At 62.2% G+C, this 16838-nt stretch carries 18 protein-coding genes; 9 read left to right on the top strand and 9 right to left on the bottom strand.

The features are described 5' to 3' along the window. Positions 1-7 precede the first annotated feature (7 nt). The 4 genes from lpxK to C4J85_RS16280 form a co-directional block, all read right to left on the bottom strand. A complete protein-coding gene (gene lpxK / locus C4J85_RS16265) occupies positions 8-1018 on the bottom strand; it encodes a tetraacyldisaccharide 4'-kinase (protein ID WP_124410213.1) in 1011 nt (336 codons plus the stop codon). Beyond that, a complete protein-coding gene (locus tag C4J85_RS16270; protein ID WP_124367383.1) occupies positions 1018-1446 on the bottom strand; it encodes a biopolymer transporter ExbD in 429 nt (142 codons plus the stop codon). Before C4J85_RS16270 ends, lpxK begins: the two co-directional genes overlap by 1 nt. Beyond that, the gene (locus C4J85_RS16275) at positions 1443-2078 is read right to left on the bottom strand and encodes a MotA/TolQ/ExbB proton channel family protein (RefSeq protein WP_122676958.1); all 636 of its coding nucleotides are present in this window, start codon (positions 2076-2078) and stop codon (positions 1443-1445) included. The genes C4J85_RS16270 and C4J85_RS16275 overlap by 4 nt, the downstream gene beginning before the upstream one ends. 109 nt (positions 2079-2187) lie before the next feature. Beyond that, positions 2188-4413: a DNA internalization-related competence protein ComEC/Rec2 gene (locus C4J85_RS16280; protein WP_124410214.1), complete on the bottom strand. Its 2226-nt coding sequence runs from the start codon at positions 4411-4413 to the stop codon at positions 2188-2190. 135 nt (positions 4414-4548) lie between these two features. On the opposite strand from C4J85_RS16280, the gene C4J85_RS16285 reads away from it, so the two are divergent. Continuing rightward, the gene (locus C4J85_RS16285) at positions 4549-5064 is read left to right on the top strand and encodes a DUF2062 domain-containing protein (RefSeq protein ID WP_124363258.1); all 516 of its coding nucleotides are present in this window, start codon (positions 4549-4551) and stop codon (positions 5062-5064) included. Positions 5065-5067: 3 nt separating this feature from the next. On the opposite strand, the gene C4J85_RS16290 is transcribed toward C4J85_RS16285, so the two are convergent. After that, complete coding sequence (locus tag C4J85_RS16290) at positions 5068-6426, bottom strand: sensor histidine kinase (RefSeq protein ID WP_124410215.1); 1359 nt, start codon at positions 6424-6426, stop codon at positions 5068-5070. Next, complete coding sequence (locus C4J85_RS16295) at positions 6413-7141, bottom strand: response regulator transcription factor (RefSeq protein ID WP_124410216.1); 729 nt, start codon at positions 7139-7141, stop codon at positions 6413-6415. Before C4J85_RS16295 ends, C4J85_RS16290 begins: the two co-directional genes overlap by 14 nt. 205 nt (positions 7142-7346) lie before the next feature. Here C4J85_RS16295 and C4J85_RS16300 point away from each other — a divergent pair, with 205 nt between their 5' ends. The 4 genes from C4J85_RS16300 to C4J85_RS16315 all read left to right on the top strand — a co-directional run bounded on the left by C4J85_RS16300 (position 7347) and on the right by C4J85_RS16315 (position 12163). Beyond that, complete coding sequence (locus C4J85_RS16300) at positions 7347-10100, top strand: response regulator (protein ID WP_124410217.1); 2754 nt, start codon at positions 7347-7349, stop codon at positions 10098-10100. Between the two features lie 160 nt (positions 10101-10260). Next, complete coding sequence (locus C4J85_RS16305) at positions 10261-11250, top strand: 2-hydroxyacid dehydrogenase (RefSeq protein WP_124410218.1); 990 nt, start codon at positions 10261-10263, stop codon at positions 11248-11250. Positions 11251-11321: 71 nt separating this feature from the next. Beyond that, a complete protein-coding gene (locus C4J85_RS16310; protein WP_124371049.1) occupies positions 11322-11762 on the top strand; it encodes a hypothetical protein in 441 nt (146 codons plus the stop codon). Next, entirely contained in the window at positions 11759-12163 is a 405-nt protein-coding gene (locus C4J85_RS16315; protein ID WP_124367390.1) for an META domain-containing protein, read from the top strand. Before C4J85_RS16310 ends, C4J85_RS16315 begins: the two co-directional genes overlap by 4 nt. A gap of 140 nt (positions 12164-12303) precedes the next feature. Here C4J85_RS16315 and C4J85_RS16320 read toward each other — a convergent pair whose 3' ends face one another. Next, positions 12304-12765, bottom strand: coding sequence for a TlpA disulfide reductase family protein (locus C4J85_RS16320; RefSeq protein WP_124363264.1), 462 nt, complete (start codon positions 12763-12765; stop codon positions 12304-12306). Positions 12766-12880: 115 nt separating this feature from the next. Between C4J85_RS16320 and arsC the strand changes: the two genes are divergently transcribed. From arsC to C4J85_RS16335, 3 genes are read left to right on the top strand one after another with little or no spacing between them, the layout of a single operon-like run. Continuing rightward, on the top strand, positions 12881-13234 hold the full coding sequence (arsC, locus tag C4J85_RS16325; protein ID WP_124410219.1) for an arsenate reductase (glutaredoxin): 354 nt from the start codon (positions 12881-12883) through the stop codon (positions 13232-13234). Next, entirely contained in the window at positions 13231-13845 is a 615-nt protein-coding gene (gene wrbA / locus C4J85_RS16330) for an NAD(P)H:quinone oxidoreductase (RefSeq protein WP_124367392.1), read from the top strand. The genes arsC and wrbA overlap by 4 nt, the downstream gene beginning before the upstream one ends. Continuing rightward, positions 13829-14236, top strand: coding sequence for a DUF2069 domain-containing protein (locus tag C4J85_RS16335; protein WP_124410220.1), 408 nt, complete (start codon positions 13829-13831; stop codon positions 14234-14236). Before wrbA ends, C4J85_RS16335 begins: the two co-directional genes overlap by 17 nt. A gap of 62 nt (positions 14237-14298) precedes the next feature. Here C4J85_RS16335 and C4J85_RS16340 read toward each other — a convergent pair whose 3' ends face one another. Both C4J85_RS16340 and ttcA read right to left on the bottom strand, forming a co-directional pair. After that, on the bottom strand, positions 14299-14970 hold the full coding sequence (locus C4J85_RS16340; RefSeq protein WP_124410221.1) for a DNA-3-methyladenine glycosylase I: 672 nt from the start codon (positions 14968-14970) through the stop codon (positions 14299-14301). 67 nt (positions 14971-15037) lie between these two features. Beyond that, positions 15038-15862, bottom strand: coding sequence for a tRNA 2-thiocytidine(32) synthetase TtcA (gene ttcA / locus C4J85_RS16345; protein ID WP_124363269.1), 825 nt, complete (start codon positions 15860-15862; stop codon positions 15038-15040). A gap of 295 nt (positions 15863-16157) precedes the next feature. On the opposite strand from ttcA, the gene C4J85_RS16350 reads away from it, so the two are divergent. Next, positions 16158-16760, top strand: a complete 603-nt coding sequence (locus C4J85_RS16350; RefSeq protein WP_124371051.1) for a Yip1 family protein — start codon at positions 16158-16160, stop codon at positions 16758-16760. Positions 16761-16838 lie beyond the last annotated feature (78 nt).

Raw genomic sequence — 16838 nt, forward strand, 5'->3', positions numbered from 1 at the left:
AAGCGGTTTAAGGCAAAAGACGGTTGGGCAGCAAGCGCATCAACTGCGTGTCGAACCAGGCGACAAACGCTGGCGACGGCAGCGCATCCACCGCAAGGTACCACCAGTCGGGCCGGGCGAAGGCGCGGCACTTCACCGCGTCTTTTTCGGTCATGACCAGCGGCAATGACGGCGTGAAATCCAGCACCTCGGCGCTGTAGGGCGCGTGGTCGGCAAACGCATGGGGGATCGGCTGCCAGTGTAGCGTTTCAAGGGTATTGAAGAAACGTTGCGGATTGCCGATACCGGCAACCGCGTGTACCGGTTGGCCTACTGGAAAGTAGCTGACCGGCTGCCGCTCGCCGCTGTGCAGGTTGACCAGTGCCGAGGGCTGCAGGCGGAAGGCAAAGCCGTCTTCCCGGTCCGAGGCCGCACCGTTATAGAGCAGCGCATCAACGCTCTGCAGGCGCTCAACCGGCTCGCGCAATGGCCCGGCCGGCAGGCAGCGGCGATTGCCCAGGCCACGGGCGGCATCGATCAATACCAGCTCCAGATCACGGGCCAGACGATAGTGCTGCAGGCCGTCGTCGGAAAGGATCAGGTCCAGGGTTTCGCTGGCCAACAGCGCTTTCACCGCACGACTGCGATCCGGATCGATCATCAACGGTACCCCGCAGCGCTGCACGATCAGCAACGGTTCGTCGCCGGCCACTTCGGCACTGTGGTTGGCCTCGACCCGCCACGGCAACTGTGGCGGCTTGGCGCCATACCCACGGCTGACCACGCCTACGCGCAACCCACTGCGCCGACAGTGCTCGATCATCCACAGGATCAGCGGCGTCTTGCCAGTCCCGCCTACGGTGATATTACCCACGACCACAACGGGCACCGGTGACTGGTAGACAGCGCCCTCACCCGCCAGGAAGCGCGCGCGCTTGCGCTGCACCACCCGGCGATACAAGCACTCCAGCGGCTTTAACAGCACGAGGGCCGGATGCCCGTCGTACCAGGCCTTGAGCAAACGATCGGACATGGCCATCAGGGTGGGCTCGCCGCCTCGACGGTGGTCATGCGCAGATGACTGAAACCGAGCTTGCCGGCAGCGTCCATCGCGGTAATCACTGCCTGGTGCTGGGTTTTGCCGTCGGCGCTGATCGACAGTGGCATGTTGGTGTCGCCCCCGGACTCCTTCTGCAAGGCCTCCATCAAGCTGGCCAGGTCGTTTTTCTCCAGCAACTGGTTATTTACCGAAAACACACCATCGGCGCTGATGGCAATGTCCAGCTGCTTGACCTGCTGGTCTTCTGCTGGGGAGCCGCTCACGGCTTCGGGCAAGTCGACGCGCAGCTGGGTTTCCCGGGTGAACGTGGTGGTAACGACGAAGAACAGCAGCAGGATAAACACCACGTCAATCAGCGACGCGAGGTTGATATCGACATTTTCCCGTTGCTTGCGGCGAAATTTCACGCTTTGCCCTCGACCAGGTCCACATCACGGTCGCCCTGCACCACCTCCACCAGCTTGATGGCTTCCTGTTCCATGCCGACCACCAGTTCATCGATGCGCCGTTGCAAAAAGCGATGGAAGAACACCGACGGGATCCCCACCATCAGGCCCGCAGCCGTGGTGATCAGCGCTTTGGAAATACCACCGGCCAGCACCGCGGCGTTGGTGGTCATGCCCGAGCCCATGAACGAGCTGAAAATGTCGATCATGCCCAGCACCGTACCCAGCAAACCGAGCAGCGGCGCCATGGCGGCGATGGTGCCGAGGGCGTTGATGTAGCGCTCCAGCTCATGAATCACCCGCGCTGCGGCTTCCTCGATGCACTCTTTCATGATCTCGCGACCATGCTTGGAGTTGGCCAGGCCGGCGGCAAGGATTTCACCCAGTGGCGAATTGGCGCGCAGTTCCTTGAGCTTCTGCTTGTCGAGCTGCTTGTTCTTGATCCAGCCCCAGACTTGCCCCAGCAGGTGCTCGGGGGTAACGCGACTGGCGCGCAGGGTCCACAGGCGTTCGGCGACGATGCCGAGTGCGGCAATGGAACTCATGATGATCGGCAACATCATCCAGCCGCCGGATTTGACCAATTCCCACACAGTGAATGCCCCCTCGAAAAAGTGCGCCACTTTATCATATAGGTTCAGCGGCGGGGTTCGTCGACCGCAGACCGGACTGTCGCAGCCCGCGGTGTTTGGTAACGCCGGATTACGGTAACGGTTCGCGCCAGAACCGGCGTTGACTGCGCGCAACAACAGCGGGTTGGAACGCGCCCAACTGAAGACGCACGGCACCTTGTTCGGCGCTGTCGTATAGCCGGCTGCCCAGGGCCCGATAGCGTTCTACCACTTGCGAATGAGGATGACCAAAGGCATTGCCCCGGCCTCTGGAGATCAGCACCGATCCAGGCGCAAGCCGTTGCACAAAAGGCCTGGATGACGAGCTGCGGCTACCATGATGGGGCGCTTGCAGCCAATCGGTGGGCACCGCCAACGGTGTGTCAAGCAGTGCGCGCTCCGCCGCACGGTCGATATCCCCGGTGAGCAGCAGCCGCTCACCGCTGGCCTGCACCTGCAACACACAGGATTTGGCGTTGCCACTGATGGCGCCGGACCACTGCCATAACACGAACGACACACCATCCCACTCCCATCGTTCGCCACTGATACAAGGCTCGGTCCCCAGAAACGCCGGCAACCCGTCGGTTTCGCCGCCGACCACACGCCGGATGGGCAGCCCGCGGGCGACAGCTGCAGCGCCACCAGCATGATCGGCGTCGGCATGGCTCAGTAGCAGCATGTCCAACCGCTCTACTCCGAACTTTTTCAACGACGGCAGAACCACGCGCGCACCCAGGTCGACCGCCCCCGAACGCGGCCCCGCGTCGTAAAGCAAGGCGTGGTTGCGGGTGCGCAAGATCACAGCCTGCCCCTGGCCGACATCCAGTTGCACCACCGTCACCTGCCCATGGGGTACCGATTCCTTGGGTGGAAACACCGCCAACAGCAGCATGGGCCAGCCCAGCAACCGAAATGGCACCCCCTTGGGCAGCAGCAATAACGCCGCGCCCGCCAGGCTGACCAGCCAATAAACCAGCGGCACCTCGGCCGGCGTCCAGGCCGGCAACTGCGAGGCCAGCAGCGCCAGCACCTTGAGCCATCCCTCCAGCGCTCCGCCGGCCAACCAGAGCAAACCGTCACCGGCCAACGGCAGCCACAGCAGCGCCGTGCCCAGCAACGCCAATGGCAACACCACCAGACTGATCCACGGCACAGCGAATAAATTGGCCACAGGCGCGGTGAGGCTGATGGGTAAACCCAGCACCAGCAGGACTGGAAACAAACCGATGGCAATCAACCACTGTGGACGCGTCCAGGCCTGCCAGACACTCCAGGGCCCGAGCCGCCCTCCGAACGTCAGCACCAGGATCGCAACCGCCGCAAAGGACAACCAGAAACCCGGCTGCAGACTGGCCAGGGGCTCAAGCAGCAGCACAGCGTTGAAGGCCAGCAGCAACGGCCACCACACGCCCAAATGCCGAAAGCGCAGCCGCCATAGCAATACCAGGCCCACCATCACGCAGGCCCGCTGCACCGGCACGCCGAAACCCGCCAGCAGGCCATAACCCAGCGCTGCAATAAAGGCCAGGCCGCAGGCCCACGGCAGCCATGGCAGGTTGCGTGGCCAGCAACCGTAACGCGCCATCCCGGCCACCAGTGCGTAGATCAGCCCGGCCAGCAAGCCAATGTGTTGGCCGGAGATAACCAACAGGTGCACGGTGCCGGTGTCTTGCAATACCTGCCATTGCTCCGTGCGCAGCCCGGAACCGTCACCCAGCACCAACGCCGCCACGGCGGCTTCATGGGTTTGCGCATCCGCAGCCATCAGGCGCTGGCGCAGGCTGTCGCGCAGGGCGTTGCGGGCTGGCGTCAGGCGCTCACCGTCTTTCACCGAGCCCGTGGCGCCGATGCGTTGCGCCAGCAACCAGGCCTCGTGGTCGAAACCGTGAAAGTTGAGCAGGCCAGACGGCCGCTTGAGGGTGACAGCCAGGCGCCAGCGTTCTCCACTGCGCACCGGCGGCCCGCCGTGCCAGGACACCCGGATGCGCTTGGGTAGCCGGGCTTTGCGCGACCGGCTGTCGGCCAGGTCAAAACGCACGCCGGTGTCGGTCTGCTGAGGCAAGCCGACGACGCGCCCTTCCACCCATCGTGTTTCGCCGTCCAGTGCTGGTCGCAATCGATCATCCAGTGCCCACTGCGCGCTGATGCACGCCCAGCTCAAGCCCATCAGGAAAAACGCCAGCGGATAGGTACGAAACGGCACTAACATCAATGCCAGCACCAGCATGGCCAACAGCCATCCGGTGGGCGGCAACACCGGTAGAAAACGCAGGGTCAGCAACCCCAGCGCAAGCGCGAACATCCCTGTCCTCATGAATCATTCCTTTCAATGATCCACTCAGTCTTAGCCGGGGTTCCCAGGGGCGCCTTTGATGTTTTGTCACAAAGTCTGAATTTTCTGTTTATAGAATACGCGCATACTTGCCCCTCGAACTGACCTGGACCCCTTATGCCCCGGCGCTTATTCAAACGGTACATGCCCGACCCCAGCAGTATCAGGGAACACAAGTCATTACAGTTTCTTGGCACCTTGCTGCATGACCCGAACCTCTGGCACCTCAACCGGCACTCGGTGGCCCGTGCCATGGCCGTGGGTCTGTTTGCCGCGTTTATCCCCATTCCCTTGCAAATGCTGCTGGCCGCGATCCTGGCGATCGTGGTGCGCGGCAATATGCCGATTGCCGTCAGCCTGGTGTGGCTGACCAACCCGATCACGATGCCGGTGGTGTTTGTCTGCACCTATATGACCGGTGCCTGGTTGATGAATGTGCCGCCACGCAGCCTCCCCGATAACCTCACCTGGGAATGGATCAGCGGCGAATTGAGCACGATGTGGCAACCTTTCCTGTTGGGCTCGGTGGTATCCGGATTGGTGTTGGGCGCATTGGCCTATTGCCTGACCATGGGCTATTGGCGCTGGTGGGTCGCGCACCAGTGGAAGAAACGCAAACTGCGCCGCCGCTGATGGCTAACGGGCAGGCAGGCGCAGGTGTACACGCAGGCCCTGCCCGGTATTTTCCGCCCAGATACGCCCGCCCTGGCGCTGCACCGCGTTGCGCGCAATGCTCAAGCCCAGGCCGAAGCCGCCGTCACCGGGCCGGGAACCGTCCAACCGGATAAAGGGCGCGAAGATACGCTCCAGGTCGTCCTCATCGATGCCGCCCCCCTGATCCTCCAGCCACACATGCCAGTGCTCGCCTTCGCGTGCGCCGTCCAATGTCACCCGGCCTTGGCCTGGTGAGTGGCGTATTGCGTTACGCAGGATGTTTTCCAGAGCCTGGGCCAGTGCATTGAGATTGCCTCGCACCCAGCACTCAGCTGGCAACAGGCATGGCAAGCGCGATGCCGGCCAATCGCTTTCGAAACAAGCGTTTTCCCGCAGCATGTCCCACAGCGCCGGCAGCTGGATGTCCTCCTGGGGCAGTGGCGCCCGGTCGCTGTCGAGCCAGGCCAGTTGCAGGCTGTCTTCCACCAGGCGCTGCATGGCGTCGATTTCCCGGCTCAGGCGTTCACGCAACCGCGCCAGGTCCTGTTCGCTGTCGCAGGCCACACGCAAGCGGCTCAGGGGCGTGCGCAACTCATGGGACATGTCGCGCAGCAGCTGTTGCTGCAACTGCACCGTGCCCTGCAAGCGTTCGGACATCTGGTCAAAGGCGCGTCCCAATTCACCCAACTCGTCCTGGCGGCTGGTCGCGTCACGGGACATTCGCGCCGTCAATTGGTCCGCACGCCAGGCATTGGCCTGCGCACGCAATTGATTGAGGGGCATGATCAGCAATCGATACAGGCCGATACATAGCAATAAGGTAAACAACCCGGGAATCAGGCCGTTGGTGATGACCCGCCAGAACAGTTGATAACGCCCCGGCATAAAGCGCTTGGGCAACTCGATCACTAGTGACCCCGCATCGGGGTCGACCGGGAAGGCGATTTTCAACCAGGGCAAGCCTTTGGCATGGCGGCTCACCGGCCAGTCCAATCCGCGCAAGAAGGTCAGGCGCTGGCTTTGCTTGTCGCTCAACGGTGCGCTGCCAAGTGATTGCAAGTCATTGCCGATGACGCCCAGCCAAGTGGTTTCACGCTCGCCCATATGCTGCAACCACGCATCCACACCGGCACTGCCCTGGGTACTCCACGCCAACTCGGCGCCCGCCGCATAGCCGCGAAGCGTGTCGCGGGCTTCGTCAGTGAGATAGGCACTTTGCTGCTCCATGTAACGGCCCCAGGACCAACTGAGCCAGATCATCAGCAAACAAAACGCGATCAGCAGGCACGCCAGCTTCCAGAACAACGAATGCCTGCCCGGCAACCGCTCAAAGCCCTTCATCGTGACCGCTCAACACATAGCCTTTGCCCCACACCGTGCGCACTTCTCGCTCGGTGTAGCCGATCGCTTTGAGCTTGCGGCGAATCTGGCTCACATGCATGTCGAGACTGCGATCGTGTGGGGCATAACCGCGCTGCAGCACGTGCTGATAAAGGAAGGCTTTGCTGAGTACCTCTTCGGCGTTGCGGTGCAAGGTTTCCAGCAGGCGGTACTCACTGCGTGTCAGGCCGGCCCAATGCGTGTGATAGACGACATCGCACAGCCCCTCGTCAAACCGCAGGACCTGCGCATCCTCGCGCAAGGGTGCAAGGCCCGGCGGGGGGCGACGGTCCAGGGCCACCCGGCGCAGGATGGCTTCGATGCGCACCCGCAGTTCGATCATGCTGAACGGCTTGGGCAGGTAATCGTCGGCGCCCAGGCGAAAGCCGCTGACACGGTCGGCTTCGGCGCCCAGGGCCGACATCAGGATCACCGGTATGGCATGACTCTGGCGCAGATGCGTAAGGACTGACAGCCCGTCCAGCCCTGGCAGCAGAACGTCCATCAGCACCAGGTCGAACGCTTGGTCGCGGGCCAGCTGCAGGCCTTGCTGGCCATTGCGGCACCAGGTGACCTCGAAGCCACAGCGGCCCAGATGTTCATGGACGTAGGCGCCCAGCACGGGGTCATCCTCGATGGTCAGGATACTGGGTAGGCCAACGGCTGCGGGATTCATTAGCGTCTGCAAGTCATTCTCAATGACTGATTATTCAAGATTAAAGTGTTACAGGCAATCGCAGGCCGCTACCGAATGGCCCGAAGATTGCCGTGTGTCATTAATTTACGAGATTCCTGGCGGCGCAAATGGCTACACTGCGCAGGTAGCGCGGGCCGGACGCCCGTGTGGAAGATTGATATCAATGTGGTAGCAGGAGAGTGGCGTGCTGAGAAGAATGGGGATAAAAGGCCGCGTACTGTTGCTGACGTTATTGCCGACCAGCTTGATGGCGCTGCTGTTGGGGGGCTATTTCACCTGGATGCAGCTCTCCGAGCTGCAGACTCAACTGTTGCAACGCGGTGAAATGATCGCCGAGCAGTTGGCGCCGCTGGTCGCGCCCGCCCTGAGCAGCAAGAACACCGACCTGCTGGAACGCATCGCGACCCAATCCCTCGAACAACCGGACGTGCGCGCGGTGTCGTTCCTGGCGCCGGACCGCTCCTCCCTGGCCCATGCCGGCCCGACCATGCTCAATCCACCGCCCACCGGCAACAGTTCGCACCTGCTGCAGCGTACCGGCAACGATGCCACCCGTTACCTGATGCCAGTGTTTGGCCGTCATCGCAACCTCGCCGGAGAGCTGATTCCGGATGAGTCCGACCGCCTGTTGGGCTGGGTCGAGGTGGAACTGTCCCACAACGGCATGTTGCTGCGCGGTTATCGCAGCCTGTTCGCCAGCCTGCTGCTGATCGCCATCGGCTTGATCTGCACCGCGGCACTGGCCCTGCGCATCAGCCGCACCATCAATTCGCCGATCGGCCTGATCAAGCAAGCCGTGGCCCAGCTTAAAGACGGCAACCTGGAAACCCGCCTGCCGCCCCTGGGCAGCCAGGAGCTGGATCAGTTGGCGTCGGGCATCAACCGCATGGCCGAAACCCTGCAAAACGCCCAGGAAGAACTGCAACACAGCATCGACCAGGCCACCGAAGACGTGCGCCAGAACCTGGAAACCATCGAGATCCAGAACATCGAGCTGGACCTGGCCCGCAAAGAAGCCCTGGAAGCCAGCCGGATCAAATCGGAGTTCCTGGCCAATATGAGCCATGAAATCCGCACGCCGCTCAACGGCATCCTCGGGTTCACCCACCTGCTGCAAAAAAGCGAGCTGTCGCCACGTCAGCTGGATTACCTGGGCACTATCGAAAAATCCGCCGACAACCTGTTGGGCATCATCAACGAGATCCTCGACTTCTCCAAGATCGAGGCCGGCAAGCTGGTGCTCGACAGCGTGCCCTTCAACCTGCGCGACCTGCTGCAGGACACCCTGACCATCCTCGCCCCGGCCGCCCACGCCAAACAGCTCGAACTGGTCAGCCTGGTCTACCGCGACACGCCGCTGGCGCTGGTGGGCGACCCACTGCGCCTCAAGCAGATCCTGACCAACCTGATCAGCAACGCGATCAAGTTTACCCGCGAAGGCACTATCGTGGCCCGTGCGATGATCGAGGATGAGCAGGAAGACAGCGTACAACTGCGCATCAGCGTGCAGGACACCGGCATCGGCCTGTCCAACCAGGATGTGCGCGCACTGTTCCAGGCCTTCAGCCAGGCGGACAATTCGCTGTCGCGCCAGCCAGGAGGCACCGGCTTGGGCCTGGTGATTTCCAAGCGCCTGATCGAACAGATGGGCGGCGAAATCGGCGTCGACAGCACACCGGGCGAAGGCTCGGAGTTCTGGATCAGCCTGAACCTGCCCAAGACCCGCGACGACATCGAAGACCTGCCCAGCGCGCCGCTGCTCGGTCGCCGCGTGGCCGTGTTGGAGAACCACGAGCTGGCGCGCCAGGCCTTGCAACACCAGTTGGAAGACTGCGGCCTGGAAGTCACGCTGTTCAATACCCTGGAAAGCCTGACCAATGGCATTACCAGCGCCCATCAGACCGAACAGGCGATCAACTTGGCGGTGCTCGGCGTCACCGCCAATGACATCCCGCCCGAGCGCCTCAACCAGCACTTGTGGGACCTCGAACACCTGGGCTGCAAGGTGCTGGTGCTGTGCCCGACCACCGAACAAATGTTGTTCAACCAGTCGGTGCCCAACCCCAACAGCCAGTTGCAGGCCAAGCCAGCCTGTACGCGCAAGCTGCGCCGCTCCCTGGCCGACCTGATCAGCCCGCGCCCCTCGCGCAGCGAGCCGGGTGAGCCGTTGTCCAGCCGTGCGCCGCGGGTGCTGTGCGTGGACGATAACCCGGCGAACCTGTTGTTGGTGCAAACCCTGCTCGAAGACATGGGCGCCAAGGTCCATGCCGTGGAAAGCGGCTTTGCGGCCATTGACGCCGTGAAGCAGGAAACGTTCGACCTGGTGCTGATGGACGTGCAGATGCCCGGCATGGACGGGCGCCAGAGTACCGAAGCGATTCGTCAATGGGAAAGCGAACGGCATGGCACGCCGCTGCCGGTGGTCGCCCTCACCGCCCATGCCATGGCCAACGAGAAACGTGCCCTTCTGCAAAGCGGCATGGACGATTACCTGACCAAACCCATCAGCGAGCGGCAGCTGGCCCAGGTGGTGCTGAAATGGACCGGCCTGGCCCTGCGCAACCAGGGGCCCGAGCGCGTCCCCGAAGGCCTTGGCCCAGGCGTGCAACTGCTGGTGCTGGACCATGAGGAAGGCCTGCGCCTGGCGGCTAACAAGGCGGACCTGGCGGCCGACATGCTCGCCATGCTGCTGGCCTCCCTGGAAGCCGATCGCCTGGCGATCACGGTCGCCCGCGAAGCCAATGACAACCACGCCCTGATCGAGCGCGTCCACCGCCTGCATGGCGCCACCCGCTACTGCGGCGTGCCGCAATTGCGCGCGGCCTGCCAACGCGCCGAAACCCTGCTCAAGCAGGACGACGCCAAGGCCATGGCCGCGCTGGATGAACTGGACATGGCGATTGCGCGGCTGGCCAGTGAAGCCAGGGTTAGCGCCTAACCCGATTTTATGGACGACGCCAATCAAAATGTGGGAGGGGGCTTGCTCCCGATGGCGATGTGTCAGTCGAAATATCTGTCACTGATACACCGCTATCGGGGGCAAGCCCCCTCCCACATTCAGCTCGCATTTCAATTCGTAAATTGCAGGGAGCCTTTTAATGCGCGTGATTCTTTTCAGCAGCCAGGCCTACGACCGCGAGAGTTTTCTCGGTGAGCCGCGCCCTCAGGGCATCGAGCTGCGATTCCAACCCGCCCGCCTCAATCTCGACACCGTCGCCCTGGCCGAACGGCACGAGGTGGTCTGCGCGTTTATCAACGATGACCTCAGCGCCCCGGTGCTCGAGCAACTGGCCAGTGGCGGTACGCGCCTGATTGCGTTGCGCTCGGCCGGCTACAACCATGTCGACCTGCGCGCCGCCAAGCGCCTGGGCCTGAGCGTGGTGCGCGTACCGGCCTACTCGCCCCACGCCGTGGCCGAGCATGCCGTGGCCCTGATTCTCGCCCTGAACCGGCGCCTGCACCGCGCCTACAACCGCACCCGCGATGGCGATTTCAGCTTGCACGGGCTCACCGGTTTCGATCTGGTCGGCAAAACCGTCGGCGTGGTCGGCACCGGGCAGATCGGCGCCACCTTCGCCAGGATCATGGCCGGTTTTGGCTGCCAGTTGCTGGCCTACGACCCCTTCCCCAACCCTCAGGTGCAAGCCATGGGCGCGCGCTACGTGAGCCTGCCCGAATTGCTCGCCGAGGCGCAGATCATCAGCCTGCATTGCCCGCTGACCGCCGAGAGTAAACACCTGATCGACACCCGCGCCCTGGCACACATGCAACCGGGTGCCATGCTGATCAATACCGGTCGCGGCGGCCTGGTCGACACGCCGGCACTGGTCGAGGCGCTCAAGAACGGCCAACTCGGTTACCTGGGGCTGGATGTCTATGAGGAAGAGGCGCAGCTGTTTTTCGAGGACCGCTCGGACCTGCCCCTGCAAGACGACGTGCTCGCCCGCCTGCTGACCTTTCCCAATGTGATCATCACCGCCCACCAGGCCTTCCTGACCCGCGAGGCGCTGGCGGCGATTGCCGGCACGACGCTGGCCAATATTGCGGCGTGGGCCGATGGCCGCGCGCAGAACCTCGTCGAGGGATGATCAGCGGTCACATACCGGGCTCATGATGAGCCGGCACCCGTGATAGGATGCCGCGCCTATTTGGAGGATCCATGGCCGAACACGATTTCCGCTTCAGCTTGCTGAGCCCGCAACACACCCTGATCGAATGCCGCGCCCTGGTGCCGGGCCGTTATCAAGTCACCGGCAACGGTGGTTCGATCAAGCATGGCGACGTGCTGATCGTCACCCTGCGCGGCAGCAAAACCCTGTCGATGCGCCTGACCGTGGAAGGTGACGCGCGCTACTCCATCCGCCCGGCAGGCCAATGGGTCGCCATGGCCCTGGGGCCGAAATTCGGCGAGTTGGAGATTCACACCTGGAAGGTCAATTGCGACAGCTGCGACAGCGTGCTGGAGTTTGAATTCGCGGTGGAAACCAAGCTGACCAAAGAACCGCTGCAGCCGGCCGCCAACGCACGTATCAAAGAACTCGGCTGGGCCAGCGAAGGCGACCAGCACCGCTGCCCGAAATGCCAGCGGGCCGCACAATGAAAGGCCTGCTGCTGCTCGCCGCCGTGGGCGCGGCCCTGAGTGGCTGCGCCGGCGATGCGGCCAAGCTCAAGCAGGATCACAGCTATGTGGTGGAGTGGATAGGCGAGCGGCCCTTGATGGACTACGCGCACCTGACCGTGACCCTCGGTGCCGATGGGCGCGCCTATGGCAATGGCGGCTGCAACCACTGGTTTGCGCCGTACACCCTCGAAGGCGACAAGCTCAGCTTCGGCCCGATCGGCAGCACCCGCAAAATGTGCGCCGAGGCGTTGATGGAACAGGAGCACCGCTTCTTCCAGGCCCTGCAGGGCGTACAGCGCTGGGACATCTCGCCGATCGAACAGACCCGCTTCTGGCCGGCCGAAGGCAAGCCGATCCGCTTGTGGCTGGAAGAAGGCTGAGTCTCCAAACTGTAAATTGATGGGGTTCCCAATGTGGGAGGGGGCTTGCCCCCGATAGCGGTGTATCAGCCAGCAGTTATTCAACTGACCCACCGCAATCGGGAGCAAGCCCCCTCCCACATTGGCTCTGAGTTGATGCTTTAACCGCGCAGGGCCTTGAGCTTGGCCAACACCCCTTGCGCCGTCTGCTCACCCATCAGTTGTTCGCGCACCTTGCCTTTGTCATCGATGATATAGGTCACCGGCAGCGCCTCGCTGCGTGGAATATCGAAGATCCCTTCCGGGTTCTGCGCCAGCACGGTGAACTTGATGCCCAGCTTGTCGCTGGCGGCTTTGAGCTCCTCACCCTGCACATTGTCGAAATTGACCCCGAACACGCCCACGTTCTGCGCTTTGAGTTGCTCGGCCAAGGCGTTGAGCTCGGGGATTTCCGTGCGACACGGGCCACACCATTCAGCCCAGTAATTGACCACCAGCCACTGCTTGTCCAGGCGTTCGGCCGGTATTTTCTGGCCATACTGGTCAACGCCGTAATCGTTACCGCAGCCACTGAGCAGCAGGGTTGTGATGATCGCCAATGCACCGATCAGTCGCCTTGTCATGGGGTAATCCTTCGTAAAAATGAACGTTGGCTGCGGCCTATCGCCTCTTACGGTTTAAGGACGGCCCGCAGCGCAGGTAGAATACCCGCCACCTTACGCAAGATGCGACCCGCACATGACCGATCTGACGCTTTATCACAACCCGCGCTGCTCGAAATCCCGCGGTGCGCTTGAACTGCTGGAAGCCCGCGGCCTCACGCCTACCGTGGTGCGCTACCTGGAAACCCCACTGAACGCGGCGCAACTACAAGCCCTGCTGATCAAACTTGGTCTAAGCGCCCGCCAATTGTTGCGCAGCGGCGAAGAGGAATACAAAAGCCTCAACCTGGCCGACGCCAGCCTCAGCGAAGCGCAGTTGATCGCCGCCATCGCCGAACACCCCAAGCTGATGGAACGTCCCATCCTGGAAACCGCCGATAAAGCCATCATTGGCCGTCCGCCGGAAAACATACTGGAGCTGCTGCCGTGACGACCCCCTATGTGCTGGTGTTGTATTACAGCCGCAATGGCTCGGTCAGCGAAATGGCCCGGCAGATTGCCCGGGGTATCGAGCAAGGCGGCATGGAAGCCCGCCTGCGCACCGTGCCGGCGATCTCCACCGAGTGCGAAGCCGTGGCGCCGAGTATTCCGGACGAAGGCGCGCTGTATGCCAGCCTGGATGATCTGAAAAACTGCTCGGGCCTGGCCCTCGGCAGCCCGACGCGTTTTGGCAACATGGCCGCACCGCTCAAGTACTTCCTCGATGGCACCAGCAACCTGTGGCTCACCGGCGCTCTGGTCGGCAAACCTGCTGGCGTGTTCACCTCCACCGCCAGCCTGCACGGTGGCCAGGAGACCACGCTGATGTCGATGCTGCTGCCGCTGTTGCACCACGGCATGCTGATCACCGGCCTGCCCTACAGCGAGCAGGCGCTGCTCGACACCCAGGGCGGCGGTACGCCGTATGGCGCCAGCCACCATGCCGGGCCTGATGGCAAGCGCATGCTCGACCCGCATGAAATCACCCTGTGCCGCGCCCTGGGCCTGCGCCTGGCAAAAACCGCCACACTGCTGGAGAACGGCCGTGGCCAGGCAGCCTAAGGTCCTGCCGCCCCAGGCGTGGCTGGAGCCGCGGGTCAAGCTCGCGCGCGCATTGAGCCTTCTGGCGTTTTTTGGCCTGGTGGGCTTGTTGTGCGTGTACTACCTGTTCGTCGCCGACCTGCACGGCGCGCGTCCGTGGGTGATCCTGCTGATCGAACTGGTGCCGCTGCTGGTGCTGGCGCCAGGCATGATCCTGGGCAGCGCACGCGGGCATTCGTGGATGTGCTTTGTGGTGAACCTGTATTTCATCAAGGGCGCGCTGGCAGCGTATGACCCGAACCGCCAAGGGTTCGGGGTGCTTGAGATGGTGGCTAGCCTGGCGCTGTTTTGTACGGCGTTGTTGTATGTGCGCTGGCGGCACCAATTGAATCGGCGGTTGGCGGCAGCCTGATACAGCAAGGCCTGGGACGCAGAGCGTCCTGGGCAGCATTCCCACGCAGAGCGTGGGAACGATCAATGGTTGACGGTGTAAGCCAGCATCATCGACAACTGGCACATCGGCCGCCCACTATCGGCATGCCACTGGTTGAAGGCGCCCTGCACCGTCGCCAGGTCGCGCAGGCTGGTGGGCACCTTGTCGACGATCTTCTGCGCATTCAATGCCGCCACCACGTCATAGCTCGGCACAAAAGTGTCCTTGCCCACCATGCGCAAAAAGCGCGGTGCCGACAGGCCGCCCAACTGGTGACCGTGCTTGCTCAGGTATTTCCATAGCCCAACGATATCGGTGACTGGCCACTCAGCGATAAACGCGCCGAAGCTGCCCTTCTCCTGGGTGATATCCAGGATCATCTGCGCATTGCGCGGCACGCTCTTGAGCTTGCCCAGGTGACGGATGATACGGGTGTCCTGCATCAGGCGTTCCAAATGCTCGGCGCCCATCAGCACGACTTTTTCCGGGTCGAAGCCGAAGAACACCTGTTCGAACGCCGGCCATTTGGCGTCCACCACGCTGTGCTTCAAGCCGGCACGGAACACGCGCAGCGCCAGGGTCGACAGGTAGCGGTCAGCGCTGATCCTGCGCAATTGCGCCGGGGTCTTGGGCACCGGCAGATGGGCTTCCAACTGGGCCGCTGAACCAAAACGGTTCAGACAATATTCGTGCAGCCACTTGTAATCGCGCATGCCCTCTCCTGGCAGGTGAAATGAAAACGGCGCCCGTGAGCGCCGTCTTTCAGAGCGTTGTAGAGCGTTAGAGGTTCACTACATTGACGAAACGCGACGCGGCGGTTTCATCGATTTTCAAGCTGGTGAAGTCGAACAGGTTGCGGTCGGCCAATTGCGACGGGATCACATTCTGCAGGCTGCGGAAGATGCTTTCGGTGCGGCCCGGCGTCTTGCGTTCCCACTCCAACAGCATGTCCTTGACCACCTGGCGCTGCAGGTTTTCCTGGGAGCCGCACAGGTTGCACGGAATGATCGGAAATTGCTTGAAGTCGGCATACGCCTGGATGTCTTTCTCATTGCAATACGCCAACGGGCGGATCACCACGTTGCGCCCGTCATCGGCACGCAGCTTGGGCGGCATGGCCTTGAGCGAGCCGTTGAAGAACATGTTGAGGAAGAAGGTTTCGACGATATCGTCGCGATGATGCCCCAGGGCCATCTTGGTCGCGCCGATCTCATCGGCAAAAGTATAGAGCGTGCCACGCCGCAGGCGCGAGCACAGCGAGCAGGTGGTCTTGCCTTCGGGGATCAACTGCTTGACCACCGAATAAGTGTCTTTCTCGACGATGTGGTACTCGACGCCCAGTTCCTTGAGATAGGCCGGCAGCACGTGCTCGGGAAAACCTGGCTGTTTCTGGTCCATGTTGACGGCGACGATCTCGAACTTGATCGGCGCGACCTTTTGCAGGTGCAGCAGCACATCGAGCAGGGTATAGCTGTCTTTGCCGCCGGAAAGGCAGACCATGACCTTGTCGCCCTCCTCGATCATGTTGAAATCGGCGACCGCTTCACCGGCCAGGCGACGCAGGCGTTTTTGCAGTTTGTTCTGGTTGACCGTAAGAGTGCCCATGGCGCTTGGATCCGCTGCAAGTGTGTGACGAAAAGCGGGGTATTTTAGCGACCTGAGCGCCTCGGATTCAATGTGGGAGCAAGCCCCTCCCACCTTGAATCCATTGCCCGCTACAGACCGTGCCGCGATTAGCACCTATGTTTACAGCGCGATTTACTCTAAAGGCCCTACAGTTTTCCAGGACATCACTTCCTATACTGCGACTAGAGGTCGCACAACTATCCGGACCTTGCAGGCCATTTGGCCGGTAGCGCTCCGCTGGGGGGCGATGGTAATAACGACAGGAGTGACTGGCATGATCCATCACGTCGTGGGGCTTTTTACCCATCCCGATCAGGAATGGCGCGAAATTCGTGGCGATAAAGAAGAAAGCATCAGCCACATGTACCTCACCCATACCCTGGTTCTCGCGGCGATTCCCGCCGTCTCTGCATTTATCGGTACCACCCAGGTCGGCTGGGTCATCGGCAACCGCGCACCGGTCATGCTGACCCAGGAAAGCGCGCTGTGGATGACCCTGATGTCCTACGCTGCAATGCTCGGCGGCGTGGCGGTGATGGGTGCGTTCATTCACTGGATGGCCCGCACCTACGACGCCAACCCCAGCATGGCGCGTTGCGTGGCCTTCGCCACCTACACAGCGACGCCTCTGTTTATTGGCGGGCTGGCGGCGCTTTATCCGCACATGTGGCTGGGCATGGTCGTGGGCACGGCGGCGATCTGCTACACGGTATACCTGCTGTATGTGGGGCTGCCGACCTTCATGAGCATCGACCCGGATGAAGGCTTCCTGTTTTCCAGCTCGGTACTGGCTGTAGGACTGGTGGTGCTGGTGGCGATCATGGCGTTTACCGTGATCGTCTGGGGCCTGGGCGTTGGGCCGATCTACACCAGTTAAGCCTTTTTTACCGCAGGCAAAGCCACCACAAGGTGGCTTTGTGCGTTATGCATGACCATTCGGCGCCTGACAGATTCG

The sequence above is a fragment of the Pseudomonas sp. R4-34-07 genome, assembly GCF_003852375.1.
Taxonomy (GTDB): domain Bacteria; phylum Pseudomonadota; class Gammaproteobacteria; order Pseudomonadales; family Pseudomonadaceae; genus Aquipseudomonas.

Bases quoted from the DNA above. Each gene is read 5' to 3' on its own strand.
- C4J85_RS16340 (WP_124410221.1), bottom strand. From the start codon at position 14,970: ATGCGCGATTACAAGTGGCTGCACGAATATTGTCTGAACCGTTTTGGT.
- C4J85_RS16305 (WP_124410218.1), top strand. From the start codon at position 10,261: ATGCGCGTGATTCTTTTCAGCAGCCAGGCCTACGACCGCGAGAGTTTT.
- C4J85_RS16290 (WP_124410215.1), bottom strand. From the start codon at position 6,426: ATGAAGGGCTTTGAGCGGTTGCCGGGCAGGCATTCGTTGTTCTGGAAG.
- C4J85_RS16320 (WP_124363264.1), bottom strand. From the start codon at position 12,765: ATGACAAGGCGACTGATCGGTGCATTGGCGATCATCACAACCCTGCTG.
- C4J85_RS16280 (WP_124410214.1), bottom strand. From the start codon at position 4,413: ATGAGGACAGGGATGTTCGCGCTTGCGCTGGGGTTGCTGACCCTGCGT.
- C4J85_RS16315 (WP_124367390.1), top strand. From the start codon at position 11,759: ATGAAAGGCCTGCTGCTGCTCGCCGCCGTGGGCGCGGCCCTGAGTGGC.
- arsC (WP_124410219.1), top strand. From the start codon at position 12,881: ATGACCGATCTGACGCTTTATCACAACCCGCGCTGCTCGAAATCCCGC.
- lpxK (WP_124410213.1), bottom strand. From the start codon at position 1,018: ATGGCCATGTCCGATCGTTTGCTCAAGGCCTGGTACGACGGGCATCCG.
- ttcA (WP_124363269.1), bottom strand. From the start codon at position 15,862: ATGGGCACTCTTACGGTCAACCAGAACAAACTGCAAAAACGCCTGCGT.
- C4J85_RS16310 (WP_124371049.1), top strand. From the start codon at position 11,322: ATGGCCGAACACGATTTCCGCTTCAGCTTGCTGAGCCCGCAACACACC.
- C4J85_RS16295 (WP_124410216.1), bottom strand. From the start codon at position 7,141: ATGAATCCCGCAGCCGTTGGCCTACCCAGTATCCTGACCATCGAGGAT.
- C4J85_RS16350 (WP_124371051.1), top strand. From the start codon at position 16,158: ATGATCCATCACGTCGTGGGGCTTTTTACCCATCCCGATCAGGAATGG.
- C4J85_RS16285 (WP_124363258.1), top strand. From the start codon at position 4,549: ATGCCCCGGCGCTTATTCAAACGGTACATGCCCGACCCCAGCAGTATC.